Here is a 24,979-nt window from a genome sequence, read left to right on the forward strand (position 1 = left end):
ACCCAATTGATGCTAAAGAATTATCTGTTTTTCTCTTTTAAATCAAGTCTTAAATTATCACGCGATCAAATGTGCAATACTTGAGATGATTTTTGAAAATAGCATCTTTTAAAATGATAAACATCTGAAATTATATAAAATAAAATAAAATTAAAATTATATCTAAAAAATATATAAAAACAGATGGTTATATAGACTATCCGCATAATATCAAGTAAGCATTAAAAAGACTGGCTATGATGCTTGTAATTTTATTTTTTAGTAAAACTTGAAAAGTGATATTTTAACTGTATTTTTTTAGTAAAACTTAAAAAAAAATTGCTATTTTTTTGAAAAATTTTTTTAGTAAAACTTGAAAATAGATATCCAGACGTTCTCTTTTTTAGTAAGACTTAAAAAACAGTTATTATTACAATTATAGCTTGACAAATAAAAATAAATCCGAATAATGAATGAATATTGATGCTCCATCTCTGAAGGTATTTATTCTGACTTAAACATATATATACTGCCCATTGGCATAAATTGCGTTTTTTCAGAACCCGGTTTCTCCGAAGCGATCAGCGTCGGAAGTGAAAATTCGGCAAAAACGGAAAGCCCAGTTTATGGTGGTGCCGACTATATTCCATCTCAGTTTAAATTAAAGATGGAATTTTTTTCGGGTTGGACAGTTGTAACCCATAAAAAAATAAATAAAAAAGCCAAAAGAAAAAATAGGAGAATTATGAATCTGCAAAGACCGAACGCTAATGAGGCAATTCAGACTTCAAATCGTTCCAGAAATGTAGTCCCGCAGTCAGGAATATGCAGCCGATGTTTTGACGGCTGTAAGGGAAATTGCGATATGTTTAAAGCCACCTTTCGGGGACGGGAAGTCCTTTATCCGGAACCTTTCGGAAGTGTGACCGCAGGCGCTGACAAAGATTATCCTGTTGATTATTCCCATCTGAATATCATGGGGTATGCCATGGGAGCGGAGGGAATAGAGGCGGATCCTGACAAAGCCACTTTTCCGGCAGTCAATACGGAAACATGTTTTGGCGCGGGTGAGGATAAAATTAAAATGAAGGTGCCTGTGTTCACAGGCGCGCTGGGCAGCACGGACATTGCACAGAAAAACTGGGAACACTTTGCAATCGGCGCGGCAATCACCGGTATCACCCTGGTCTGCGGTGAAAATGTATGCGGAATTGACAGGGATCTGGAGCTTGACGGTCAGGGCAAAGTCAGGAAATCTCCGGAAATGGACCGCCGGGTGGAAACCTACCGCCGCTACCATGAAGGTTACGGCGACATACTGGTTCAGATGAATGTCGAAGATACCCGCAATGGTGTGGCCGAATACGTCATTGACAAGCTCGGGGTGGAGACGATTGAACTGAAATGGGGGCAGGGAGCCAAGTGCATTGGCGGGGAAATCAAAGTTAATTCTTTGGAGCGGGCCATTGAGCTGAAAAAACGCGGCTACATTGTGACCCCGGATCCGGAAGTCCCCGCTTTCCAGGCAGCTTTCAGAGCCGGCCCTCTGAAGCAGTTTGAGCGTCATTCCCGTCTCGGCTTCATTGATGAGGACAGCTTTATGGATGAAGTGGAGCGGATCCGAAAACTCGGGGCCAAACGGATCACCCTGAAAACAGGGGCCTATCCTATGAGAGAACTGGCCATGGCCATCCGCTGGTCAAGTGATGCGAAAATTGATCTGCTGACCATAGACGGCGCGCCCGGAGGTACGGGAATGAGTCCCTGGAGAATGATGACAGAATGGGGGGTACCGTCCATATACCTGCATTCCATGGCTTACGAACTGTGCGAACGTCTCGCACAAAAGGGAAGATTTGTTCCGGATCTTGCCTTTGCAGGCGGTTTCTCCTCAGAAGATCATGTGTTCAAGGCTCTGGCCCTGGGCGCACCTTACTGCAAAGCCGTGTGCATGGGCCGTGCCCTGATGATTCCGGGAATGGTGGGCAAAAATATTGAAAAATGGCTCAGAGGCGAAGACGGCGGGCTTCCGAAAAGCATTTCCAAATATGGCATGACCAAAGAAGAAATCTTCATGAACTACGAAGTCCTGAAGGAGAAATACGGCAACGAGGCTGACAAACTTCCGCTGGGCGCTGTGGGGATATTCAGCGCGGTTGACAAGCTTAAAGTGGGACTTCAGCAGCTTATGGCCGGATCCAGAAGCTGGCAGGTAAACTACATCAGCAGGAAAGATATCTTCTCTCTGACCGAAGAATGTGCTAAAATAACTCAAATTCCGTATGTTATGGATGCTTACAAAGCAGAGGCTCTTGAGATCATAGATGCCTGAGTTTGATTCACTCGATGATTAAGTTTTTAACTCGATTCAAATAAAAAGCCTGTCATCCTGTTCGACTGAACTCAGTCGAACAGAATGACAGAAAAAAACTTGAAGATCGAGGATTAAAGATTGAAAGAGGAAGATTGATTCGGTCAGTCATCTTTAATCTTCAGTCAAAAAATTTTCAGCTAAAAAGATGCCGATATGATGCTTAACAACAGCGAATCGCCTGACAAATTTTATGCAAACTTCAACTTGTTCCATGAACTGATGTCGGTCAAGGTGCGGGATATTCTGCTGGTCTCCAGCCCTTATGATGCTTTTATCATAGAAGAAGATGAGAGCCTTACATCAAAAATTATTAATGAATACAGGGGTCTGAATCTGAGTCTGCCTCCGAGAGTGACCCGGACTTCCTCTGCGCATGAGGCCCTGGCCCTTCTGAAGAAGATGAGCTTTGACATGGTCATTACCATGCCCCATCTGGATGAAATGGATGCTTTTTCCCTGGGCACAAAAATAAAGGAGATTCATCCAAATCTGCCTGTGATTCTTCTGGCGCACAGCGTCAGAGGAATTTATCCTATTCCGGGAAATGAAAAACATGAAGCCATTGATGATATTTTTATATGGTCCGGTAATTCCGACCTGCTTCTGGCTTTGGTCAAGAATGCGGAAGACCGCCTCAATGCGGAGCGTGATACCCAGAAAGCCATGGTCCGCGTTCTGATCCTGGCTGAAGATTCTCCGGTTTACCGCTCCTTTTTTCTGCCCCTGATATACAAAGAAATCGTGAGGCAGACACAGAAAATATTGGGAGAAGGTATTAATGAGGAACATCGGCTCCTGAAAATGCGGGCAAGGCCCAAAATACTGGTTGCCGAAACCTATGATGAGGCTGTGAGGCTTTGCCGGAAATTCCGTCCCTTTCTTCTCGGGGTCATATCAGATACCCGTCTTCCCAAAAGTGGCAAATTACAGGCCGATGCAGGCACTACTCTGCTTTCTCAGATCAGAAACGATATCACTGACCTTCCTCTTCTGCTGATGAGTTCGGAATCGGAAAACAGAGAGAAGGCATGTCAGATTCCCGCGGTATTCTTTGATAAAAATTCACCGAATTTCCTCGCGGATGTCCGCAACTTTTTCCTGACTCATCTGGGATTCGGAGATTTTGTTTTCCGCATGCCGGACGGGGAGGAAGTGGACCGTGCGGACACGCTTCGCGCACTTGAGGAAAAAGTCGCCCACATACCGGATGAATGCCTTTACTATCATGCGGAACGCAATCACTTCTCCAGATGGATCATGGCTCGGTCCGAAATTTTGCTTGCCTCTGAATTCCGTGAGGTCCGGGCCTCTGAATTCAGCAACGCGGATGATATGCGTCAGTATATCATTTCCAATATCCGTAAACTGCGTAAATGGCGTCAGAAAGGTGTGGTTGTCCAGTTCAGTCGAGATAATTTTGACGCGGAGGTGAAGGATTTTGTTAAGATCGGCCAGGGATCTCTGGGCGGAAAGGCCAGGGGGCTGGCTTTTATGTCTGCCATGCTTCGGGAGTATCTGGAACTTCATGAAAAATATTCGGATGTCAATATTGAAATCCCCAAAACCCTGGTTATCTCCACAGACGGGTTTGAGTCTTTTGTGACCCTGAACAAGCTGAGTTACCTTGCCGGTGACGAATTTTCAGACGAGGAAGTTACAGAAAAATTTTTAAAATCCGTGATGCCGGAATGGCTGCTAAGAGATTTGGAATTCTTCCTGAGCCGAGTCAAAAATCCCCTGTCCGTGCGCTCCTCCAGCCTGCTGGAAGATGCCCAGTTTCAACCCTATGCGGGACTTTATGAAACATACATGATTCCCAATAATCATTCTGATTTTTCGGTGCGGCTCCGGCATCTTATCCAAGCCATAAAACTGGTCTATGCTTCCACTTATTACGAAGGGCCCAAGGCATTTTCCAAGAATACGTCAAACAAACCCCAGGAAGAGGCCATGGCGGTGATTATTCAGCAGGTGGCCGGAAAAGAATGCAAAGACTGGTTTTATCCGGCCATCTCCGGTGTGACGCAGTCCCATAATTTTTATCCGGTTTCTCATATGAAAGCCGAAGAAGGCATTGCCCATATTGCCATGGGCATGGGCAAAACCGTCGTGGAAGGAGAAAAAACGTTGCGGTTTTCTCCCAGGCATCCGAATATTATGCCTCAGTTTTCAACGGTTGATGATATTCTGAAAAACGCGCAGCGTTATTTTTACGCATTAAGAATCAGGAATTATCCTGAAGATTTGAACTTCCGGCAATATTCCAATTTGGAAAGAAGAGAAGTAGATGAAGCGGAAGATGAACTGCCTGTAAAGACGCTCTCCAGTACTTACATTCCTGAAGAACACCGTATCCGGGACTCGGGACACCTGCCAGGTCCTAAAATTCTGACCTTCGCACCTGTATTAAAATATCATACCTTTCCTCTGCCTGAATTATTGTGCGATTTGCTGGAACTGGGCAGAAAAGGCATGGGATGTCCTGTGGAGATAGAATTTTCGGTAAATCTGAGTTCTGATGGCGGCAAATATAAAGGCGACTTCTTTTTTCTTCAGATGAGACCCATGGCCGCGGATCAGGAGCGTTTTGAAGTGGAAATCCGCCAGAAGGAAATTGAAAACGCGTTCTGCTATTCCACGCAGGCCCTTGGGAACGGAAAAAACGAGGTCATTGCAGATATTGTCTATGTCAAACTCGAGGACTTTAAGGCGGAATCCACGGTGCAGATTGCATCGGAAATAGACCAGATCAATGCCGAACTGCTGAAAGAAAACCGTCCGTATCTGCTAATCGGCCCGGGAAGGTGGGGGTCGTCTGACAGATGGCTCGGTATTCCGGTGCAGTGGCGTAATATTTCAGGAGTGAGGGCCATTATCGAACTTAGAAATGAAAAGCTGAAAGCGGATCCCTCCCAAGGCTCTCATTTTTTCCAAAACATAACCTCTCTGGGAATTCATTACATTACCCTTACCGAAGATTCCCAGGACTATTTTAATTGGAAGTGGGTCTGTTCCCTGCCTGCTGTCCGGGAGACAACTTTTTTACGTCATGTAAGACTGGATAATGCCATGACACTTAAAATTGACGGCAGAAAATCGGAGTGTGTGATGATTCGGAACTGAAAAAACACAGTTGGCTCTTTAACATTCAGGCGGTGTCACATCGCCTGAACGCTAAACAGCCAATTGAAAATGCCCTGGTATGTTCTCATTCTTGAAAATCACCTTATGCTTTTATAACCTCAGTCATCTTATCAATTCGTTGAACAAGTTCCTGCTCTGTCCAGGAAAGTTTGATCAGCATGGAAATGGTCCGGCTCATAATCCCGTCGGACTGAGGCAGGTTTAGCTGCTGATAATCCGGGCAGTTTTCCAAAAGCTGTATCGCAAGTCTGGCCGAAGTCTGAAGTTTTTTCAGATGATCCCACTGACGGATATAATGCCAGTTATTCTCATACCAGTAGAAGCAGCCGTCAACGCCTGCCTGACCCAGATCATGGGCGATTTTCCGGGTCACGGACGCATCAGGCAGGAAAAAAGAAAGGAACGTGGCCGAATCTCCTTTTTTATCAGGAATTTTTCGGAAAGAAATTCCCGGAATATCTGCCAGTGCGGCTTTGATGGCTTTTTTATGGGAACGCTGTTTTTCCAGCATAAGATCAAGTTTTCTCAACTGCGCAAGTCCCACAGCCGCATTCAGTTCGCTGATACGGAAGTTCATCCCGAGATTGGCATGGCCTTCAAGCCCTCTGTCATCGCCAATATGATCATGTCCATGATCCGCATAAGCATCGGCTTTTAAATAAAGTGACTTATCATTGGTGACAACGCCTCCGCCCTCACCGCAGGTGATGGTTTTCACAGCGTCAAATGAAAAACAGCCCATCCGGCCGAAGGTGCCCAGGGATTTTCCCTGGAAGCTTCCTCCGACCGCCTGACATGCGTCTTCTATCAGAATGAGTCCCTTCTGATCACAGAGCATTCTGATTTCATCAATACGGGCCATGGAACCGCACATATGAACCGTGAGTACGGCTTTGGTACGCGGGCTGATAACGGCCTCAACAGCTCCGGGGTCAAGACACAATGTGTCATCTATTTCAGCAAAAACAGGGACGGCACCGGCATTCAGCACCGCCTCAATGGTGGCAATAAAGGTAAAGGGCGGGACAATGACCTCATCTCCGGCCCCGACACCGCATGAGGCCAACGCAATATTCAGTGCGGCAGTGCCGCTGGAGCAAAGAAGGCAGTAACCTGCTCCGACCCGTTTTGCCAGTTCCGCTTCAAATGTCTTTGCCTTCCAGTGACCTTTTCTCGCCTGATCAAACCCGTAACGGAAGAGAATTCCCGTATCAAGAACATCCTGAACTTCTATTCGTTCCTCATCACCAAAAATTTCAAAACCTGGCATAAAATCTCCTTCATGCGATTAAAAAGTAGATGGGTATAACTCCTGTTATTTTTTTCATTGCAAAAGTCTTTCTAACAGTGGATTCAAACCAATGACGGCAATACCCGAAGTGGTGTCCGAGGCAGCATAAGGGATCACCAGTTTGTCATTATGAACTATGGCACCGCAGGTATAGACCACGTTCGGAAGATAGCCTTCTCGTTCGTATTCATTGGGCATAATCAGCGGGGTTTTTGACCTGCCGATAATCTTGGAAGGATCATTCAGGTCCAGGAGCTGAACCCCGATACAATATTTTCTTAACGGCCCCACACCGTGGGTCAGAAGCAGCCATCCGGCTTCAGTTTCAATGGGCGGTCCGCAATTGCCGATCTGAATAAGTTCCCAAGTTTCTGTCGGGGTTTGGAGTTTCTGAACGCTGTCCCAAAAATGGATATCATCAGAAGACATGAGGTAAAGATTTTCTCCGTCATAACGAGAGATCATCATGTACTTCCCATTGATTTTCCGAGGAAACAGTGTCAGTCCTCTGTCTCTGACCGGCTTGCCGCTGAGTGCCCGCATCCTGAATCTCAGAAAGTCCCTGGTTTCCAGCAGCATCGGTAAAATTGTGTGTCCGTTGAAAGCTGTATAGGTGGCGTAGTAGCGTATATCCCCGTCATCGTCAGTAAAGCGTACAAAACGGGCATCCTCAATTCCGTTACTTTCATTTCTTGCCACGGGAAAAATTACCCGCTCAGAAAGATCGGTCTGATGGTGAAAACTTGCTTCATAATCGGACCGGGCAACCCAGAAAATCAGTTCAATGGTCTCCCGCACCGCGATAGAAGAGGGATAAGCCATTGCCACCTCCCTGATGCTTTCCTGCAATTCATTAAAAAGAAACCTGTTGGGCAGTTTTTCAAAAATCCGGGCGCAAACATCTTCATAAACCCTTGCCTCTTTCAGTTTTGTAAGAAAATCTTTCTTATCATAAGTGGGGTTAAGTTCCACAATGGGGGTCTTTAAAAAGGGCCTGACACAATCCATGATGAAATTACAGTTTGCATCCAGAACCCCGCTGCGAAATATGATAGAAGATATCTGTCCCTCCCCGATGGCCCGGAAGCTGAGAATACATCTGACTGATCCTTCTTCCAAATTTGTCTGATCAGGATGCGCCACAATGGAAGGATTAAATAAGGCAGCGGATTCTATGGAATATTCCTGGGTAAAATATGCCCCCAGCAGCAGCTTGCGCTTCCGTGAAAGTTCCTCAGCTGTCTCCACAAGGTACTCTGTTTCCTGATAGTTTGCCAGCAGGTCGCTTTCAAGGTTCAAATGGCGGTCGGAAAAATCTTCAAGTACATTTTGAACGGCTGCCTCGCATTCTTCATCAGAAAGAGAAAGAACTCGTTGAATAATGCGCTTCATCCGGGCTTCCCCCCCGGGACCGTAAAATTTTGTAATGACTCGTGAGGAATCAGAAACAAATTTCTGTCTTTTTCTTTTTATTTGAAGTGATTTCATATAATTTATCCTCCTCTCCATGAATGAGGACAGGCTCTTCATCAGAATCGCTTATCTTTATTCGTGTTTTTGGATATTCAGGGATGGGGGTAAAAAACATTTATAAATATATGAGGCAGTTATAAATCCGATGTTTTCTGCCTTTGTCTGATACGATTTTCAGATGATATGCTAATAAAACTATGCTATATTATATCATACTTGTCAACATCAGATTATGAATATGAGTAACCAGATAACCCGGAAGGAGCGCCGGCCAGGGAACCCGTGTTCGGAAATATTTGCAGACCCGATCTTACAGAATGAAAAACAGTGATACTGATCCTTTCCAAACATCGTAAAAAGGAATTCTACTTGACATATCCCTATGCTATCCCTATCATTTTTGTTTAAGACTTGCTGATTATAGCGCTTCGCTCCACCCACCCTGCATTTTCTACATTTTTGGGTATTTTATTTTTTAGAAAATCCCTAAATATCAGGTGTCCGATAGCAGGTGTTAAGTGTTTAAAAAAAATCATAAATTTTTCATGCTTTGTTGTGACTGACAGGTGATGACTGTTTAATTGGAAATTCATAAAAACCTTATTTCTTGATGATTAGGTTTTTCTGGGTTCCCGTACAGAAAATTATAAAACCTGCCTCCCTCGTAGGAAAATGTCGGAACCGGAAGATAATTCCGGCCGGTCAAATAGGAAATTCCATTGTGACAGAACATCCGCTTTCAAAACGCATCAAACGCCATGTAACAGGCCGAATACGAGAATTTTTCGCGGTAGTTTCCCCTGGCTTTGAAAAACTCTGCTTTGATGAGTTAACATCTCTTCCGCTCTCTGTGAGAAGTGCCATCGTGGTTTCAGGCGGTGTTGAGTTCAGGGGACGCATACATGACTGTTATCTTACCAATCTGAACCTCCGCACAGCGACCAGAATCCTGATGCGAATCGGAATGTTCAAAGCCACCAACTTCTGTCAGCTTGAAAGAAAACTAGCTGAACTCCCCTGGGAGCTTTTTCTCCCTTTTGTTCCCGGGGCCGAGGCAGGGAATAAAACAGAGGCTTATGCGGATTTTCTGCCGCAAATTTCTGTAACAGCGAGACATTCCAGGCTTTACCACAAAGCAGCCATCACTGAGCGATTTCAAAAAAGTATTTCAAAACGCTTTGCTCAGACGGGTTTACTTTTCAATTTTGAAGCGAATTCCGAATTCACGAAAAATCTTTCATTTTGCAGCCAGCAGATTTTTGTGCGTGTGCTGGAAGATCGCTTTACTGTATCCATTGACAGCAGTGGGGATATTCTTTACAAACGGGGAATCAAAACTCACGGTGGCAACGCACCCATCCGTGAGACCATCGCGGCCGCAGCGTTAAAGCTCGCGGGCTATAATTGTAATGAGCCGCTTGTGGATCCTATGTGCGGCTCCGGCACCTTTTCCCTTGAAGCTGCTATGATGGCGACAAACACTCCCCCGGGCTGGTTAAGAAATTTTGCATTCATGGGCTGGCCCTCGTTCAGACCCCGACGCTGGTCATATATAAAACAGGAATCTGAAAAGAATTTTATTCAGATAGATACACCGCTAATCTTTGCTTCTGATAAAGACAAATCCGCCTGCGACATACTTCAAAAACGCATAGAGAGAAATGACTTATCCGGTATAATCAATGTTTCCTGTTCGGATTTTTTTGATGTCTCTCCGTCAAAACTGACAAAGCAAACCGGGCTGGTAGTTCTTAATCCGCCTTACGGACTCCGCATCGGAACAAAGCAGGAAAGCGATCATCTGTTTCACGCTGTATGCCGCAAACTGAAGCAAGAATACAAGGGATGGAAAATTGCCCTTATCGCTCCGGACGCGCATCTTGTTAAAAAAGTTCCTTTTAAACTGACAGGTCACCGCTTTAGCCACGGCGGCCTGGAACTGACGCTGCTCGTGGGAAACATCACATAACCTCGTAACATCCCGCACCGTTTGGCCACAAGTTCTTCCCCAACTGAACACACCACAAGACATTCAGGCGGCGATACTCAGCAGATCAAAAAAGTTTCTTATTGGTCTCGTTGATCTCGTTCCCACGCCTGATCTCGTTCCCACGCCTGATCTCGTTGATCTCGTTTCCACGCCTGATTTCGTTGATCTCGTTCCCATGCTTTGCGTGGGAATGCAGTGCGGACGCTTCGCGTCCCGAATCCGTCCGCCATCCGGGACGCGAAGCGTCCTGAAGGCATTCCCACGCGAAGCATGGGAACGAGATCGCTGACGGTTTTTTACACTCGATAATCAAGTTTTTTGACTTGGTTCGGACAAAAAGTTTGTCATTCCTGCGAAAGCAGGAATCCGTTTTTGGCTGATGCGGTGCTTCCGGGAGTTGTGGATTCCTGCTTTCGCAGGAATGACAAAAAAAATTTGATTATCGAATTACATCTGGTGAATTTTTTTTTGTAACCTTTTCGAAACACCTCCCGACTATTGTAAGTGAAAGGGAGGTGTGAACATGATAGATTTCATTAAGAAAGGAAAATCTGTTATCGGCTCGGCCAATGAATGTTTCTTTCTGTCGTTGTCATTACGGGGGCCGCCACTCTGAATGCTGCAAATATACGGCCCTTACAGGGCTTAATCGGCCATCCCCTAAATCCTTTAAAATCAACAGTTTAATTTAAAAAAGGAGTTTTCAATGAACATAAGAAAAGTTTCAACAATGGCAGTTATTTTCGGAAGTCTCATCATTTTTCTGGCGGCATCGTATGCCGCGGCGCAGAAGGGCAGATTCAGAGGGACAGAGAGAAATCCGGATCAGATTATGTCTGTCCTGAAAGATCGGCTCAGTCTGACCGAGGAACAGGAGGCACAGGTTCGTCCGATTATGGAGGAGCAAATTGAAAAACAGCGTGCGCTTTTTGAGAAATACAGAGGAAAGGGCCGGGCAGACAGACGCACCATGAGGGATGAGATGCAAAAAAATCAGGAAGATACTGAAAAGCGTCTTGAAGGGGTTCTCTCAAAGGAACAGATGGATGAATTCAGAAAAATTCGAGATGAAAAACGTAACAAAATGCGCGGAAAAGGACGCAATCGTCGCGGTTAAAAACTGTCCGTCATTAGCAACATAAACACTTTTAATAAGAGGAGGCAACAAAATGAAGGCAATGAAAACATTAAGTATGGTATTGGTTCTTGTGATGCTTTTCAGCGGAGCGGCAATGGCCGGAAAATTTGGGAAACATCATCACGGGTTTGGCATGGACGGCGGATTCATGGGATTCAGAGGACTGATCAGACAGCTTGATCTTTCCGAGGCTCAGAAAACCGAGGTGGCGAATGTTCTCACGAAGTATCGGGACAATATAAGAAACACCGCTGACAGTCTTGCAGAGACCAGAGGAAACATGAACACTGTGATGCTTACCGAAGAATTTAACGAAGCCAATCTCCGAGAAGCTTTTCAAAAGGCGGCATCTCTTCAGGAAGATTTTTTTGTGTTGCGAGCAAAAATTTTTTCTGAAATAAAGCCCCTGCTGACACCTGAACAACTTGAGCTTCTGAAGCAAAAAAAAGCAGAAATGACAGAGAAAATGAAAGCGCGTATGAATTTCAGACACTCAAAATTCGATGCCTGGCTTGAATCTCACGGTGAATAGAGCTTGCCAAAAGGCTCAGAAAGGGATATGTTTTATTTTCTGAGCTGCAAACCCGATGCAAAGGGCTTAGTCAGGGCGTGCCTGTGTAGTGAGACGTCCGAGGTTTTGAAAACCTCGGACGTCTCATGTCACCAACTTTGGCACGCCGAACTGACGGACAGGCCCGATGTAAAAAGAATTCTGAAACCATGCATAATCATTCAGACAGTGACGTTGAAATTGTTCGCCGGGTCATTGAGGGCGATGTAAACGCTTATGAACATTTGCTGAAAAAATACAAAGATTATGTTTTTAAAATTGTCAATAAGCATATTCCTTATGATCAGGTGGAGGAAACTGCCCATGATGTGTTTATACGGGCTTATCAGTCTTTGCCGAAATTCAAAAACAAGGGCAGTTTCAAACAATGGTTAGCCAGAATTGCCGTGCGGACCTGCTATGATTTTTGGAGAAAAACATATCGTTCCCGGGAACTCCCCATGAGTTCTCTGACTGAAAAACAGCAGCACTGGGTAGAAAAGGTCATCTCGGACCAGTCTGAGCAGTCATTCAGCGAAAACGAATTGCAAAAAGAAGCCAGAGAGGTTTTGGATTATGCTTTGGACAGATTATCACCCGAGGACAGAATGGTTTTGGAGCTGATTTATCTGAAAGGCTTATCAGGAAAAGAAGCCGCGGAACTTCTGGGATGGAGTATTGCCAATGTAAAAATCCGCTTATTTCGTTCTCGTAAAAAACTTCATAAGCTGCTTACCGGATTCATTGAAAGACAAGAGAGGGAGATATGAAATTCTTTAAGAAAGATCATATGAAGCTAAAAAAAGCATTTATCAGAGCTTATCATGAAAAAGAAAACACTGAGACCGGCGAAGAATGGCAGATGAATGTAATGCGTCATATCCGGCTTCTGGGGCCGCTCAGTTCCGAAATAAATTATGTTAAGCTGTTTGACCAGTTTGTATGGCGTTTTGCCACGGGTGCCTGTTTTTTAGCGCTTATTTTATCTGCTTATGCGCTTCAGACAGGTTTTCAGCCCGAATATGAACTGGCAAAACTCTTTATAACTGATCCAATGGATTTCACTTTTACACAATATTTCGGAATATAAGCCGATGAAGATGAATAAAATAAAAATAATTGCAGGTGTGGTCTTTGTTTTTTTTCTGGGTGGTGTCATCGGTTCAGTGGGAACCGGAATATATATCAGACACAGGATTGAAGCTTTTGCAAAGGGAGGGGGTCCTTTAGGGAAAAGGGTTCTGGCCATGAAAAAACTCTCAGCCGAACTTGATCTGACACCTTCCCAGCGTCTTGAAATTGAAAAAATCGTGGATAACACGCTGACCCGGCTGCATGAATTCAGACGAAAACACCACCCTGAGTTGGAAAAAATATTTGATCATGCAGTGCTGGCAATAAAGAAACATCTGAACGACGAACAGAAACAGAAAATGGATGAACTCAGTGAAAAATTAAAAAAACGCTGGTGTCGCAAGAAGTTCAGGCACCGCCCCTGAGTCTTTCAGCTTCTTTTTTAGTCTTAACCAGCTCATCGTTGATCAGACGCAACCGGATGGCAATGAATTCCATAAATATCCTGTATAATAACAATAAAACATCTGTTATCTCATCAGAGGTAAGCCTGTTTGCAAAGGAAGGAGGGTTCACTGCCAGACAAACCACTTTGCCTTCCGCGTACACAGAGGCTGTTGTCACCAAACCATCCAATATTTCCATTTCTCCGAATATTTCCCCCTGCCTGTCAATTATTTCGCTTTTTGCTCCTTCTTTCCTGACGCGTACCTTACCGGATAAAAGAAAATAAATACACGGATCCCTGTCGTTTTTTTCAATAATAAGCTCCCCATCTTCGTAAGCTTTTATCCTGCTCAGTCTGAGCGACTGCCTGAGATTTTTGATTTCAAATTTTCTCAGGGGCGGATTTGTTATAAGCCTTTGTATATTCAGAATGTTATTCTTAAAATATTTTGATCGGAACATTTTTTATACTCCTGTCATGCGCTTTAAAAATGCTTTAATCCGGGCGTATTCATAAATTGAGGTGAGGAAGTGCGGAAATGAAATTTCAGCATCAGCTCATGCCATCGGCCTTTTGAAAATTGGTTTCACGCTTCAGCGTGGGAAAAATATGAATTTCCTTCTTTATTCCTGATTACAACAATTCAATAAATTATTTTACACTTCCTTGAAATGAACAGACCAACGTCACAGGTTCGTACACAATTTTTCAGCCCGACAAAATCCATTTAAATCAGGATATCAAGCTCTTGTCAACAGTGTACGAATTTAGAGAACACCAAATAAATAATATCAGCAGATCAAAATTTTTTTCCGAAGAGCAAAAACAGAGCAAAGCCGATTATTTTATTATAACGGATTTAGGGGAGACTGGCAATCCACTGTAACGTTTTTTATTTATTGAAAAATTATACTGAGGATATGCGGCCCTTACGGGGTCTGGCGGGGCAACACTGTTGACCTGATAGCAGGCAAATTTTTCCGGAGTGCGAAAAATGCTTTTTCGCAAATGCAAAAATAAAATTTTTGCACTCCGGAAGCGCTTACTGCCACAAAGGCAGATAAGGAAATAAAAGGGTTTGACATTACAGAACATGGCACCAATGCTTATCCTGATTTTGAGAGGTTACATGGTTACATGGTAGCGGAACGGGGATAGTCGGAGGTTTTGGGAAGCCGGGGATTCCGGAGAAAAACCAGAAACCAGGCACCCTGGTTCCGAATAACGAAGCTGCTTGAATCTAAGGCAAGCAAACCGGGTTTTTGAAAAACCCGGTTTGCTATGATATTATGATTTATTTTTGTTTTTTTTCTGCTTTTTTTTCTGCCAAAAGGCGATCAACAACTTTTGAAAAATAGTCTATCTTCTGGGCACCTCTTATAACAATGCCATTTGCCACAAATGACGGGGTTCCTTTCAATTTATATTTTTCTGCTTCTTCCCTCTCAGCTTCTATCTGAACGATTATTTCATCAGAATTCCGGTCTTTGTTGAATTTTTCCACATCAAGGGATAGATCTTCAGCAAATTTGACAAACATCTCTTCATTTAAATCTGAGGCATTTTTAAAGAGGAGATCATGGTATTCCCAGAATTTTCCCTGTTTATTGGCAGCCAGGGCCGCACTGGCCGCAGGCAAAGCCTGTTTGTGAAAATCAAGCGGATTGTTCTTTAATGCCAGTCTGACTTTGCCAGGATATTTTTTTAAGACCCTTTCAACGGTTCTGGCTGCTCTTGAGCAATACGGGCATTGAAAATCTGTAAATTCAATAATGGTAATCGGAGCGTCTTTCGACCCCATTACCGGATTTATTTTCTCATCAACAGTAAGACCATTTATCCGATTTTTGAAACTTGATTCCAGCCTCTCTGCCAGTTTTCTCTTTTTTTCATGCTTTGCATAGGCATTAATGGTCTCGTAGATCAGTTTCGGATTTTCCTTAATTACTTCCTTGATAACCTCACGCAACCTGTCTTCATCAATGGTGATCTTGCCATCAATGGCGACTTCGCCCGCGGAGGTTGCCGCGGCACTAAAAAGGATCAGTCCCATAAAAGCCATAAATTTCATCAGCATTTTTTTCATTACTTTCTATCTCCGTTAAAAACTCATCCGGGCTCGGGAAAGTGATTCTCTGTTTTATTTCAGCAACTATCTTTGATTTCCGTTAATCAGTGGTTCTGAGCCACTGATTACCACTGATTAAAGGGATTGCACAAATTTTTTTCAATCGATGAAATCAGCGAAATCCGTGTTAATCAGTGGTTCCGAACCCTTGCGACCTTGCACACAGCCTGAATTCTGATCTATTTTGCCATGAGGTGGGTTATCGCACTTTCCAGCCCGTCAATTGAGAGCTCAAACATGGGAAAAATCTGGCGAATAATGGTAATCGTCCGGGTATAATCCCACATATTTGAAGACACAGGGTTCAGCCATACACAATGGGGAAAAGTTTCCGCCATAAATTTCAGACGCTCAAGGCTCGCTTTTCCGCTCCGTTCATGCACATAAATTGACCCGTCCGTAGCCATTAGCTCATAAGGTGCCATGCTCGCGTCGCCCACGATAACCAGCCGGGTTTCCGGGTCAAAACGGGCGAACTCATCCACTTTTTGAGGCTTTCTGTATCTTGACGGGTCCTCCCATACACTGTCATAAATGGTATTGTGAAAAAAATAGGTTTTCAGTTCCTTAAACTGTCCCCTGGCATAATCAAAAATGGTCTGAACAACTGGGATATAAGGATCCATGGACCATCCCCCGTTATCAATGGCAAGGATGACCTTGAGACGGTCTTTCAGACTTCTTTCAAAAACAATCTCAATTTCCCCTCCGTTCTTCAAGGTCTGGTAAATGGTGGCATCAACATTCACCTGATCTTTGGGACCCGAGGGGATCATATTCCGGAGCCGTTTCAGGGCCTCGCCCACCATGGCCTGCGTCAGCGGACCGCTCAAGGAATAATCTTTATACCTGCGTTCCATGGCGACCTTTACAGCAGACTTATTCCGGGATACGCCTCCCACACGCATTCCTCCCGGATGATACCCGGAATGCCCCACCGGGGATGTTCCCCCGGTTCCGATCCACTTGCCTCCGCCGTCATGGCGTCCTGTCTGCTCTTTAAGACGCTCCTTGAAATAGTCAAGGAGTTCGTCAGGATTAAGCTTGTTGAGTTTTGACTCATCAACACCAAGTGCATCCGCAAGCGTTTTGGGGTCCTGCAACCATTGTTCCAGCAACTCCTTTGCCATTTGGGAAAATTCAGCCTCATCATAATCCGGCAGTTCGGCCCCTTCAAAATGATGGGCGAATATCTGATCAAACAGGTCAAAATATCGTTCACTTTTCACCAAAATTGACCGGGCGCAAGTGTAGAACTCATCCACAGAATTGATAAGCCCCCTGCTTAACGCTTTTTGAAGGGTCAGAAACGAAGTCGGGCTGACAGGTATTCCTAAACTCTTTAATTTATAAAAGAAATCTATAAACATTTTTTTATCAGTTATCAGTTGTCAATTATCAGTTATCAGGCATCAGTTATCAGTTTCAAGTTCCGAGTTTCGAGTTTCAAGTTTCAAGTTTCACTGATAACTGACTCAATTAAAATAATCTGCGGCGGCTGGTGAAATTCGTAGCCCGGCCATAATCCTGGCTTTTTTTGAACAGAACACCCAGAAACGGCACCTCACCTTTGATCAGTTTTTTGGGCTTAAAGTCAGGATCAGCGTTCAGGGCACGTATCCAGTTAATCAGCTCCCTGGTGGCGGGTTTTTTCTCTATGGCTTCAAGCTCCCGAAGTTTGTAAAAGGTGGAGACTGAATTTTCCAAAAGTTCCGAATCAAGTCCTGGAAAATGGACATCAATGATTTTGCGCATCATCTTGGGATCAGGAAAGGCAATATGATGGAAATTACACCGGCCCAGAAACGGATCTGACAGATCTTTTTTGGCATTGGACGTAATGATAATGACCGGGCGGTGTTTGGCTGTTATGGTTTTATCAATTTCAATAATGTCGAATTCCATCTGATCCAGCACATCCAGCATATCATCCTGAAAGTCTGTGTCTGCCTTGTCAATTTCATCAATTAACAAAACGGTTCTGGTATCAGCAGTAAATGCCTGGCCGATCTTTCCCATTTTTATGTAGTTTTCAATATTGCTGACATCTCTTTTGGAATCACCGAACCGGCTGTCATTTAACCGTGTGAGCGTGTCATACTGATAAAGCCCTTCAATCAGTTTCATGCTGGATTTCACATTCAGCACAATCAGCGGCATTTGCAAGCTTTCCGCAATGGCATGGGCGAGCATGGTTTTGCCGGTTCCTGGTTCACCTTTCAGCAGAAGCGGCATTTCAAGTGACATGGATATGTTCACAATACTGGCCAGTTCACTGTCTAAAATATAACGAGTTGCTCCTGAAAATTTTGTTTTGTTATCAACCATTAAAAAAAACCTCGTCTAAAAAATTTTTTTAAGTGTCTGAGTGTTCAGATATCCGATTATTGGTGAATAAATACTCAGACACTCAGACCACCTATCGAATATCACTTCTTAACTTTTCCGAAACGTCTTTTGTCAATTTAAGCACTTTCGTTGCATGGTCAAGGCTTAAAGAACCTGTTCCGCAGCTCGGGGTAATAAGGGAGTTTGCCAATATGATGGATTTATTAATACCCAGTGCCTCAATCTCCTTCATCTGATCTTTCCACTTGTTCACCAGTGAATCCGCTGTTTCTCTTTCAATATCATCTGCTTGTGAGGTCGGAACAATCCCCCAGGCAACAATACGTCCTGATTCGATAAATTTTTTAATATGGTCTGCAAAAAGTATAAATTTATCAAAAAAAGAATACGCGTCAAAGCTGACAATATCCGTAGGAGATTCCAGGACCACAGGCCATTCAGTATTTGCACACACATGGATGCCTGCCAGACCGCCTTCAGCGTGTACGGCTTCAATAACCTCCTCAAAACATGCGGCAACTTCCTCATTGGAAATGCTGATAAATTCAGATGAACCAAATCCGGCAAGAGCAGGTTCGTCAAAAAAGATAATCACAGGGCATCCGAATCTGGACAATTGTCTTACCTGCCAACTGGCTTTCCGGGCCAGAAGCTTTACAGCCGCATCCCTCAGTTGTTCATCATAAAAAATGGCTCTTCCGTTCTGATTTTTCACTGCTGTGGCAAAGGTTATGGGGCCGGCTATCTGTCCTTTGACAGCAATCGGGGGCTTGGGAAGTGCCCCGATATGTTCTGTCAATGTAAAAAATCCTTTGGCAGTATCTGCTTTCAGGGCAAATCTGGAGTTGTAAGTATCTGCTTTTCCTTCTATATCTGCCATATACTCTTCATAAAATTTAAGGAGATCATCATCAAATGTTTCACCTGCCGTATTTATGAAAGCCTTGTCACCTTCGATTGTAAGCCCCGGAAAACCCGGTAAAAACTGAAAAATCATCCCCTCTTCTTTATAAACCGGCAGCTGAACCCACAAAGGAACTTCAGGGGTGTGATTTAAGACAAGCTCGATAGCGTCCTCATGATCTCCCATGGGAAGGCTTCCGATCAGAACCGGGAGAGCATTTGCCTGAAAATTTTTTACCATTATTCAATCTCCTTTCTTTCTTTATTTATTGTATAGGAAATCATAAAACTGCGTTCGGACCTCCGAGACACTCAGACCTCCGAGGTTTTGAAAACCTCGGAGGTCTTCGGTCAGATTTTGTTTTTATATACCCGATGATCAGATTTTTTGACCCGATTCGAATAAGGAATTTCCCAAAAAATAATTGATCCGAAATGTAGAAATGTAGGGTGGGTGGAGCGAAGCGAAACCCACCGAACAGCGCTGAAAGTTAAGGTCAGGAATTGAAAATTATCAATTATCAATTATCCATTATCAATTATCAAGTTTTTTTGGAGCTTAGAAACGATACAAAAGGTTGTATGCAATGATCAAGTTTTTTCTTGATAAAAATATGAAAAATGTGGCATACAAATTAATTATACATTCAGGCTTCTGAAATTTCCAATGGTTCGGAAGTTCTGATCTTATGAAGAGGAGGTTTTTTATGTTTGGAATTGGAATGCCAGAACTTATTGTAATTCTTGTTATTATCCTGATAATTTTCGGAGCTGGCAAACTTCCGGAGATCGGTGCCGGTATGGGTAAGGCAATAAAGAATTTCAAAACTGCCACCACAGATGCAGAAAGAAAAGAGGAAGAAAAGAAAAAGCTTGAAGACGGGGACAAAATCACCTGATCTTCTTGTTCGGCGTTAAAGGTCTGAATCATGGATTCGGCTATAATCGACCGCGGATTAGCGGAAAATTTTATATTCGATGAGTGTCCCAAAATCCGTGATTCAGCCAGTTAGCGCATGAAAAATCGAAATCAGAACGGATGAGTTAATTTGGGCAGAGATGCAGCTATTTGAAATTACATATGGTGGTTATCCAATAATTTTAAAATCTAAGAGCGTGTTTGAAAAGTAATTCCGAACGCGGGCAGGGAAGCCGGAAAGGGGACAGACAGCGTTCCTAAACATAAGCCCTGTTCGACTTTCATTTAAACTTGATCACTCCTTGCCACAGGAAGCCTTATTCTGAAACTTGTTCCGTCAGGGCTGGTTTCAGCCACTTCAATATGTCCTCCGTGTGCCTCGATGATTCCGTAAGCAATGGAAAGTCCCAGGCCCGTGCCTTTTCCCACTTCTTTGGTTGTAAAAAACGGATCGAAAATATTTTCCATGTTATCCTGAGCAATACCGCTGCCAGTGTCTGAAACCCAAATTTCCACAGTCTTTTTATCTGTTTTGGAGAGCCTGGAGATGATTTCCAGCACCTTTTTTTCTGAGATGACATATCCTTCATCATTATCTGTATCTCCTTGTTTTTCTTCTTCAATTGCATCCCTGGCATTTGAAAACAGGTTCAAAAAAACCTGCTCCAACTGATTGGCATCCCCATAAACTTCGGGAATATCCCGGTCCAGATACTTTTTCACTTCAATATTATGCACATGTAATTGTTCGTATATCATCAAAAAAGTGTCTTCAATAACTTTGTTTATGTCTGTCAGTTGGAAATTTGAGTTGGACTGTCGGGAAAAAATGCGAAGGTGCTTGATGATATTCATCATCCTTGTAGTATTTCTTTCAATTATCTCAAATATTTTTATAACTTCATCTTTATTGACGCCATTTTCCTTAAGGCATAGTAAAATAAACTGGGCATTTCCCCGGATGACCATCAGGGGCTGATTCAGCTCGTGAGCCATCCCGGCCGCCAGTTCTCCGATGGAGACCAGTTTTGCTGATTGAATAAGCTGGGCCTGAGTGTCTCTGAGTTTTTCATAAGCCTGTTTCAGTTCATCCTGCGCCAGTACGTTATCGGTGATGTCAAAAGCAGTTCCCAGGAAAGCAGATTCTCCCTCATATTCTATCGGAGTCATAGTGAAATCAATCCATCGGGTTTCCTTTTTTTGTGTCAGAATTTTGGCCTTGTAAGAAGAAATCACAGGTTCACCTCGCAGTCTGGCCTGATGCCGTGAGTGAATAATCTTTGCCATATCAGGGTGAATTATATTTCGGTATGACATTAAAGCAAGTTCTTTCCTGGTATAACCTGTCAGGGTTTCGAATGCCGGATTTGCATAAACATAGCTGTCTTTCTGATAGATAAAAATACTTGAGACAGTGTTTTCCGCGAGGGCCCGGAATTTGGCCTCGCTTTCTTTCAGTGCTTTCTCAGCCGTCACCTGGTTTGTTATGTCCAAGGCAATGCCACCAATAAGAAGAGGTTTCCCTTCCTGAATAATTGGAAATTTGATTGTCCGATAGGTATGACTGACTCCGTACTGATCCAGTATCGCTTCATTGATCATCTGAATGCCTTCGGCAATGACTTTTTTATCTTCTTCAATAAAGTTATCCGCGATTTCTTTTGAAAATAATTCGTATGGTGATTTACCGATCACACCTTTGTTCAGAATATTCTCCATATATTTATTGATATAGAGATGATTAAAATTTTCATCTTTTATAAATACCACACCCGGGAGATTATCCATGAATAATGAAAATCGTTCTTCGCTTTCTCTGAGTGCGTCCTTTGCCCGCCTGTGTTCTGTCTGGTCAGATGAAAACACCGCGACATGGGTAATTTCATTTTTTTCGTTAAAATAAGGATAATAACTGACATCATAATAGCCTGAGCCTTTCCCATGAAATTCAATCCATCCTTCGAAGTGACCTTCTTCCCCTGCAAAACATTTGTCCAGTTTCGCTTTGATATAATTGGCAAAGACATCCTGACCCCAGACATCTGCCACTGTTTTCCCAACGATCTCTTCTTTGGACATGTTAAAATATTCGCGATAGGTGCGATTCACAGCTTCATAAACATAATCTCTGTTAATGAGTGTCATGAAATTTTTGGAACTGTTGGCAATGAACTCAAATTTACGCTGATTCTCTTCAGCCCTATGCCGCCTGGTTATATCTTCGGTATGAATCATAACCAAATCCGGCGGAATAAAAACATAGCTGATATCAAGAAGCCTGACCTCTCCTGTTGCGCTGATTTTATAACGGGTTTGCTTACGGATGGTTTTCTTTTTTTTATAGCATTCGTCACAGTCTGCAATAACATTCGGATTATCCTGACAATATACGCTGATTTTTTCCCCGATGTATTTTTTAATCTTTCCTTTGCTAAAAATTTCCGCCGCGATATTGTAATCTGTCAGAACAAAATCATCATCCTGCTTTTGCCATGTATATGTAGGCACCTGAATCCCCATATAGCGGGCCTGGAACTGTTTTTCACTTTTTTGAAGCGACTTTTCTCTTTGTTTAATCTCATCAATATCTGTCACGACCATCTGAATTTGACTCAGATTTCCCTCAGAATCCTGTATGGCATTGCTTTGAAGAACTGCATAAAACTGAGTGCCATCTTTTTTCACAAGTTTCAGCTCGCAAGATTGCCTGGTTCCGGTTTCAAAAACTTTTTTATGATGATCATAAAAAATATCCTGAACATCAGGCGCAATAAAAACCAACAAGCTCCTTTTTATCAGCTCGTGTTTTTCAAAGCCCAAAAGATCAGCTCCTTCAAAATTTACCTCAAGGATCAGCCCATTTTTATCCGCAACAAAATATCCCACAGGCGCAAAATCATACAGATCCGCATATTTTTTGTGTAAGCCTTCCAGTTCTGACTGACACCTGAAAAGTTTTTTATTCTGAAGTTTCAATTCAGTCTGATGAATTTGCAGTTCCTTAATAAGACTGAGGGTTTCTTCGGGTGATAAGGCTGAAATGTCTTCCTTTTGAAGCGGATGTGGCATTTTTTCAAAATTTATCAAGTTATTAAATGGTTCTGACTGGGTTTTATTTTTCATCTCTTTTCTCTCAGTTTATTTGACAAAGGGGCGGAACATCGCATAATGACAGAGGCATCCTGCAGGCCAGCTAAATAACGGCTTTTTTCTTATAGAGAAGCGTCTCTCCGTAATGAAGAGAGTCAAATTTATCTGTGAGGGCATAAACATTTTCTGTTGTCCCGAGAATGAGAAGTCCGTTCTCGGAAAGCATGGTGTGGAATTGGTCAATGATACGGGACTTTGTATCAATATCAAAATAAATGAGCACATTGCGGCAAAAAATCACGTCAAAGCCGCCCAGCACGGTAAAAGTGTTCATAAGGTTCATTTGCCGGAATTCCACCATGCTCCGAATCGAACTGTTGATGAGCCAGCGTCCCCCGACCTTTCCGAAATATTTTTCCACACGCTCGGATGAAAGCCCTCGCCGGAGTTCCATCTCACCATATTCACCGACTATTGCCCGTGAAAGCACCTCGCTGGATATATCTGTGGCAAGTATTCCGAAGTCTTCCTCAGATACAGAAACCGGGAAAGCTTTCTCTTTTTGAAAGGATCTGTTTTCCTCCACATATTCATGAATCACCATGGCAAGGCTGTATGGTTCCTGGCCCGTGGATGAGCCTGCGGACCAGAGGCCGACTTTTGAGCCTTTCCTGGAGTTCCCGCGCAATTTCCGTTCCCGGATCATCTCACTCAGTCTCGGAAGAATGTATTCTCTGAAGGTAAGGAAAGGATGCGTATCCCGGAAAAAAGAAGTTTCATTGGTGGTGATAGCATTGATGATCTGCTCCTGATAGATGGGGAGAGGACTGTATTTGATCTTCCGATAAAATTCACCAAAGCTCCTGCATTTTGCAGCTTCGGCAATGGGTTCAAGCCGTTGCCGGATCAGATATGCCTTGTTATCAGGAATAAAAAGACCGCATATATTATAAATATAATTTCGCAGCAGTTCAAATTCATTTTCGGAAAGTTTCATTGTCCTGCTCCTTTCAATCTGTGAATAATATCGCTTACGGCTTCGGGAATATTCTCAAGGGGCAATATCTTGTCCACATTGCCGGAAGCTTCGGCACTCCCGGGCATTCCCCATACCACGCTGCTTTCTTCATCCTGGGCAATCACATAGGCTCCCGACCGTTTGAGGGTTCCTGCGCCTTTTGTGCCATCCGCTCCCATGCCGGTAAGGATGATGGCGATGACATCTCCCCCATATACGGTCGCAGCGGACCGGAAAAGCACATCGGCCGAAGGTCTGCACCCTTTCTCCGGGGGCTGTTTGTTCGTAATAATCAGAATATTGCCGCGCCTTCGGCGAAGCAGCATATGCCTTCCTCCGGGCGCGATATACACATGACGCTCCTGAACAACACTGTTGTTCAGGCCTTCGGTCACGGTATAAGAACACCTGAGATTCAGACTGTTGGCAAGGGATTGCGTAAAAGTCGGAGGCATGTGCTGAACAATAAATATCGGCACGCTTACTTTTTCACAAAGCGGGGGCAGGATTTCGGCCAGGGCCCTTGGTCCGCCTGTGGAAACTCCGATAAGTATTGCCTTGATTCTTGAGGAAACAAAAGCTCCGGGCCTCGCTGACATAGTCCCGGACCGAGCCGATTTTTGCTTATAAACAGGGGAAGAGGACAGTCTGACCGGGCCTTTTGCAAGATATGAAGAAATACGCCTGGATGCGAAATAACGAATCTTTATCACCAGTCGGCGATGCAGGATTTCAATGCTTTCTGCCAACATCTTTCCTTCAGGTTTTGTTATAAAGTCAAACGCGCCTGCTTCCAGTGCTTTGATTGTGATATCCGCGCCTTTGTTCGTGACAGAACTAACCATGATCACCCCGATAGGCGGAATATTATTGTCTGAGGCATTGATTTTCCGAATCTCTTTCAGGGTCTCCAGTCCGTCCATATCCGGCATCTCAATATCAAGCGTGACAAGATCAGGGCGATGTGACCGAATGAACTCAATGGCTTTGATGCCGTTCCTGACAGAACCGATCACTTCAATGTCATCTTCGCCTGACAGACTTTCCTCTATCGCACTGCGGAAAATACGGGAGTCATCAACAATGAGAATTTTTGTCTTTATACGCATTG

20 protein-coding genes are annotated in these 24,979 nt (G+C 43.7%); 9 read left to right on the forward strand and 11 right to left on the reverse strand.

The window, feature by feature from the left end; all coding sequences use genetic code 11:
- The first annotated feature begins 844 nt into the window (after nt 1-844).
- Together dnm_RS19895 and dnm_RS19900 are read left to right on the forward strand one after the other, a co-directional pair.
- Entirely contained in the window at nt 845-2,311 is a 1,467-nt protein-coding gene (locus tag dnm_RS19895; protein WP_246556040.1) for an FMN-binding glutamate synthase family protein, read from the forward strand.
- A 195-nt stretch (nt 2,312-2,506) separates the two neighbouring features.
- Entirely contained in the window at nt 2,507-5,476 is a 2,970-nt protein-coding gene (locus tag dnm_RS19900; protein ID WP_207678653.1) for a PEP/pyruvate-binding domain-containing protein, read from the forward strand.
- Nucleotides 5,477-5,579: 103 nt separating this feature from the next.
- On the opposite strand, the gene dnm_RS19905 is transcribed toward dnm_RS19900, so the two are convergent.
- Together dnm_RS19905 and dnm_RS19910 are read right to left on the reverse strand one after the other, a co-directional pair.
- Nucleotides 5,580-6,767 (reverse strand): DegT/DnrJ/EryC1/StrS family aminotransferase, encoded by a 1,188-nt coding sequence (locus tag dnm_RS19905; protein WP_207678654.1) that lies wholly within the window; start codon nt 6,765-6,767, stop codon nt 5,580-5,582.
- 54 nt (nt 6,768-6,821) lie between these two features.
- Nucleotides 6,822-8,276 carry a glycoside hydrolase family 130 protein gene (locus dnm_RS19910; RefSeq protein WP_246556041.1) on the reverse strand — a complete coding sequence of 485 codons (1,455 nt, stop codon included), beginning with the start codon at nt 8,274-8,276 and terminating at the stop codon, nt 6,822-6,824.
- Between the two features lie 706 nt (nt 8,277-8,982).
- Between dnm_RS19910 and dnm_RS19915 the strand changes: the two genes are divergently transcribed.
- Nucleotides 8,983-10,230 carry a THUMP domain-containing class I SAM-dependent RNA methyltransferase gene (locus dnm_RS19915; RefSeq protein ID WP_207678656.1) on the forward strand — a complete coding sequence of 416 codons (1,248 nt, stop codon included), beginning with the start codon at nt 8,983-8,985 and terminating at the stop codon, nt 10,228-10,230.
- Nucleotides 10,231-10,315: 85 nt separating this feature from the next.
- Here dnm_RS19915 and dnm_RS19920 read toward each other — a convergent pair whose 3' ends face one another.
- Nucleotides 10,316-10,564, reverse strand: a complete 249-nt coding sequence (locus tag dnm_RS19920; protein ID WP_207678657.1) for a hypothetical protein — start codon at nt 10,562-10,564, stop codon at nt 10,316-10,318.
- Nucleotides 10,565-10,957: 393 nt separating this feature from the next.
- On the opposite strand from dnm_RS19920, the gene dnm_RS19925 reads away from it, so the two are divergent.
- The 5 genes from dnm_RS19925 to dnm_RS19945 all read left to right on the forward strand — a co-directional run bounded on the left by dnm_RS19925 (nt 10,958) and on the right by dnm_RS19945 (nt 13,438).
- On the forward strand, nt 10,958-11,368 hold the full coding sequence (locus tag dnm_RS19925; protein ID WP_207678658.1) for a hypothetical protein: 411 nt from the start codon (nt 10,958-10,960) through the stop codon (nt 11,366-11,368).
- A gap of 52 nt (nt 11,369-11,420) precedes the next feature.
- A complete protein-coding gene (locus dnm_RS19930; RefSeq protein ID WP_207678659.1) occupies nt 11,421-11,921 on the forward strand; it encodes a Spy/CpxP family protein refolding chaperone in 501 nt (166 codons plus the stop codon).
- A gap of 125 nt (nt 11,922-12,046) precedes the next feature.
- Nucleotides 12,047-12,709 carry an RNA polymerase sigma factor gene (locus dnm_RS19935; RefSeq protein ID WP_246556042.1) on the forward strand — a complete coding sequence of 221 codons (663 nt, stop codon included), beginning with the start codon at nt 12,047-12,049 and terminating at the stop codon, nt 12,707-12,709.
- Nucleotides 12,706-13,029 (forward strand): hypothetical protein, encoded by a 324-nt coding sequence (locus dnm_RS19940; protein WP_207678660.1) that lies wholly within the window; start codon nt 12,706-12,708, stop codon nt 13,027-13,029. The genes dnm_RS19935 and dnm_RS19940 overlap by 4 nt, the downstream gene beginning before the upstream one ends.
- A gap of 4 nt (nt 13,030-13,033) precedes the next feature.
- A complete protein-coding gene (locus dnm_RS19945; RefSeq protein ID WP_207678661.1) occupies nt 13,034-13,438 on the forward strand; it encodes a hypothetical protein in 405 nt (134 codons plus the stop codon).
- Here the strand turns inward: dnm_RS19945 and dnm_RS19950 are convergent.
- From dnm_RS19950 to dnm_RS19970, 5 genes are all read right to left on the reverse strand, one after another.
- Nucleotides 13,422-13,922, reverse strand: coding sequence for a cyclic nucleotide-binding domain-containing protein (locus dnm_RS19950; RefSeq protein WP_207678662.1), 501 nt, complete (start codon nt 13,920-13,922; stop codon nt 13,422-13,424). The two genes, dnm_RS19945 and dnm_RS19950, sit on opposite strands and share 17 nt — an antisense overlap.
- Nucleotides 13,923-14,755: 833 nt before the next feature.
- Nucleotides 14,756-15,547 (reverse strand): DsbA family protein, encoded by a 792-nt coding sequence (locus tag dnm_RS19955; RefSeq protein WP_207678663.1) that lies wholly within the window; start codon nt 15,545-15,547, stop codon nt 14,756-14,758.
- Nucleotides 15,548-15,768: 221 nt separating this feature from the next.
- On the reverse strand, nt 15,769-16,959 hold the full coding sequence (locus dnm_RS19960; protein WP_207678664.1) for a vWA domain-containing protein: 1,191 nt from the start codon (nt 16,957-16,959) through the stop codon (nt 15,769-15,771).
- Between the two features lie 109 nt (nt 16,960-17,068).
- The gene (locus dnm_RS19965) at nt 17,069-17,917 is read right to left on the reverse strand and encodes an AAA family ATPase (RefSeq protein WP_207678665.1); all 849 of its coding nucleotides are present in this window, start codon (nt 17,915-17,917) and stop codon (nt 17,069-17,071) included.
- Between the two features lie 91 nt (nt 17,918-18,008).
- Complete coding sequence (locus tag dnm_RS19970) at nt 18,009-19,082, reverse strand: uroporphyrinogen decarboxylase/cobalamine-independent methonine synthase family protein (RefSeq protein WP_207678666.1); 1,074 nt, start codon at nt 19,080-19,082, stop codon at nt 18,009-18,011.
- Between the two features lie 466 nt (nt 19,083-19,548).
- On the opposite strand from dnm_RS19970, the gene tatA reads away from it, so the two are divergent.
- Nucleotides 19,549-19,740 carry a twin-arginine translocase TatA/TatE family subunit gene (tatA, locus tag dnm_RS19975; protein ID WP_207678667.1) on the forward strand — a complete coding sequence of 64 codons (192 nt, stop codon included), beginning with the start codon at nt 19,549-19,551 and terminating at the stop codon, nt 19,738-19,740.
- 305 nt (nt 19,741-20,045) lie between these two features.
- Here tatA and dnm_RS19980 read toward each other — a convergent pair whose 3' ends face one another.
- From dnm_RS19980 to dnm_RS19990, 3 genes are all read right to left on the reverse strand, one after another.
- Complete coding sequence (locus tag dnm_RS19980) at nt 20,046-22,883, reverse strand: PAS domain S-box protein (protein WP_207678668.1); 2,838 nt, start codon at nt 22,881-22,883, stop codon at nt 20,046-20,048.
- Nucleotides 22,884-22,953: 70 nt separating this feature from the next.
- Nucleotides 22,954-23,847 carry a CheR family methyltransferase gene (locus dnm_RS19985; RefSeq protein WP_207678669.1) on the reverse strand — a complete coding sequence of 298 codons (894 nt, stop codon included), beginning with the start codon at nt 23,845-23,847 and terminating at the stop codon, nt 22,954-22,956.
- Nucleotides 23,844-24,977: a protein-glutamate methylesterase/protein-glutamine glutaminase gene (locus dnm_RS19990; protein ID WP_207678670.1), complete on the reverse strand. Its 1,134-nt coding sequence runs from the start codon at nt 24,975-24,977 to the stop codon at nt 23,844-23,846. Before dnm_RS19990 ends, dnm_RS19985 begins: the two co-directional genes overlap by 4 nt.
- Nucleotides 24,978-24,979: the final 2 nt, after the last annotated feature.

Origin of the sequence: Desulfonema magnum (assembly GCF_017377395.1) — a bacterium.
Taxonomy (GTDB): Bacteria; Desulfobacterota; Desulfobacteria; order Desulfobacterales; family 4be13; genus Desulfonema_C; species Desulfonema_C magnum.

Excerpts from the sequence above, each read along its gene's own strand:
- dnm_RS19985 (WP_207678669.1), bottom strand. The coding sequence starts at position 23,847 with ATGAAACTTTCCGAAAATGAATTTGAACTGCTGCGAAATTATATTTAT.
- dnm_RS19955 (WP_207678663.1), bottom strand. The coding sequence starts at position 15,547 with ATGAAAAAAATGCTGATGAAATTTATGGCTTTTATGGGACTGATCCTT.
- dnm_RS19910 (WP_246556041.1), bottom strand. The coding sequence starts at position 8,276 with ATGAAATCACTTCAAATAAAAAGAAAAAGACAGAAATTTGTTTCTGAT.
- dnm_RS19980 (WP_207678668.1), bottom strand. The coding sequence starts at position 22,883 with ATGAAAAATAAAACCCAGTCAGAACCATTTAATAACTTGATAAATTTT.
- dnm_RS19960 (WP_207678664.1), bottom strand. The coding sequence starts at position 16,959 with ATGTTTATAGATTTCTTTTATAAATTAAAGAGTTTAGGAATACCTGTC.
- dnm_RS19900 (WP_207678653.1), top strand. The coding sequence starts at position 2,507 with ATGATGCTTAACAACAGCGAATCGCCTGACAAATTTTATGCAAACTTC.
- dnm_RS19945 (WP_207678661.1), top strand. The coding sequence starts at position 13,034 with ATGAAGATGAATAAAATAAAAATAATTGCAGGTGTGGTCTTTGTTTTT.
- dnm_RS19950 (WP_207678662.1), bottom strand. The coding sequence starts at position 13,922 with ATGTTCCGATCAAAATATTTTAAGAATAACATTCTGAATATACAAAGG.
- dnm_RS19930 (WP_207678659.1), top strand. The coding sequence starts at position 11,421 with ATGAAGGCAATGAAAACATTAAGTATGGTATTGGTTCTTGTGATGCTT.
- dnm_RS19925 (WP_207678658.1), top strand. The coding sequence starts at position 10,958 with ATGAACATAAGAAAAGTTTCAACAATGGCAGTTATTTTCGGAAGTCTC.
- dnm_RS19990 (WP_207678670.1), bottom strand. The coding sequence starts at position 24,977 with ATGCGTATAAAGACAAAAATTCTCATTGTTGATGACTCCCGTATTTTC.
- dnm_RS19905 (WP_207678654.1), bottom strand. The coding sequence starts at position 6,767 with ATGCCAGGTTTTGAAATTTTTGGTGATGAGGAACGAATAGAAGTTCAG.
- dnm_RS19940 (WP_207678660.1), top strand. The coding sequence starts at position 12,706 with ATGAAATTCTTTAAGAAAGATCATATGAAGCTAAAAAAAGCATTTATC.
- tatA (WP_207678667.1), top strand. The coding sequence starts at position 19,549 with ATGTTTGGAATTGGAATGCCAGAACTTATTGTAATTCTTGTTATTATC.
- dnm_RS19970 (WP_207678666.1), bottom strand. The coding sequence starts at position 19,082 with ATGGTAAAAAATTTTCAGGCAAATGCTCTCCCGGTTCTGATCGGAAGC.
- dnm_RS19935 (WP_246556042.1), top strand. The coding sequence starts at position 12,047 with ATGTCACCAACTTTGGCACGCCGAACTGACGGACAGGCCCGATGTAAA.
- dnm_RS19895 (WP_246556040.1), top strand. The coding sequence starts at position 845 with ATGTTTAAAGCCACCTTTCGGGGACGGGAAGTCCTTTATCCGGAACCT.
- dnm_RS19965 (WP_207678665.1), bottom strand. The coding sequence starts at position 17,917 with ATGGTTGATAACAAAACAAAATTTTCAGGAGCAACTCGTTATATTTTA.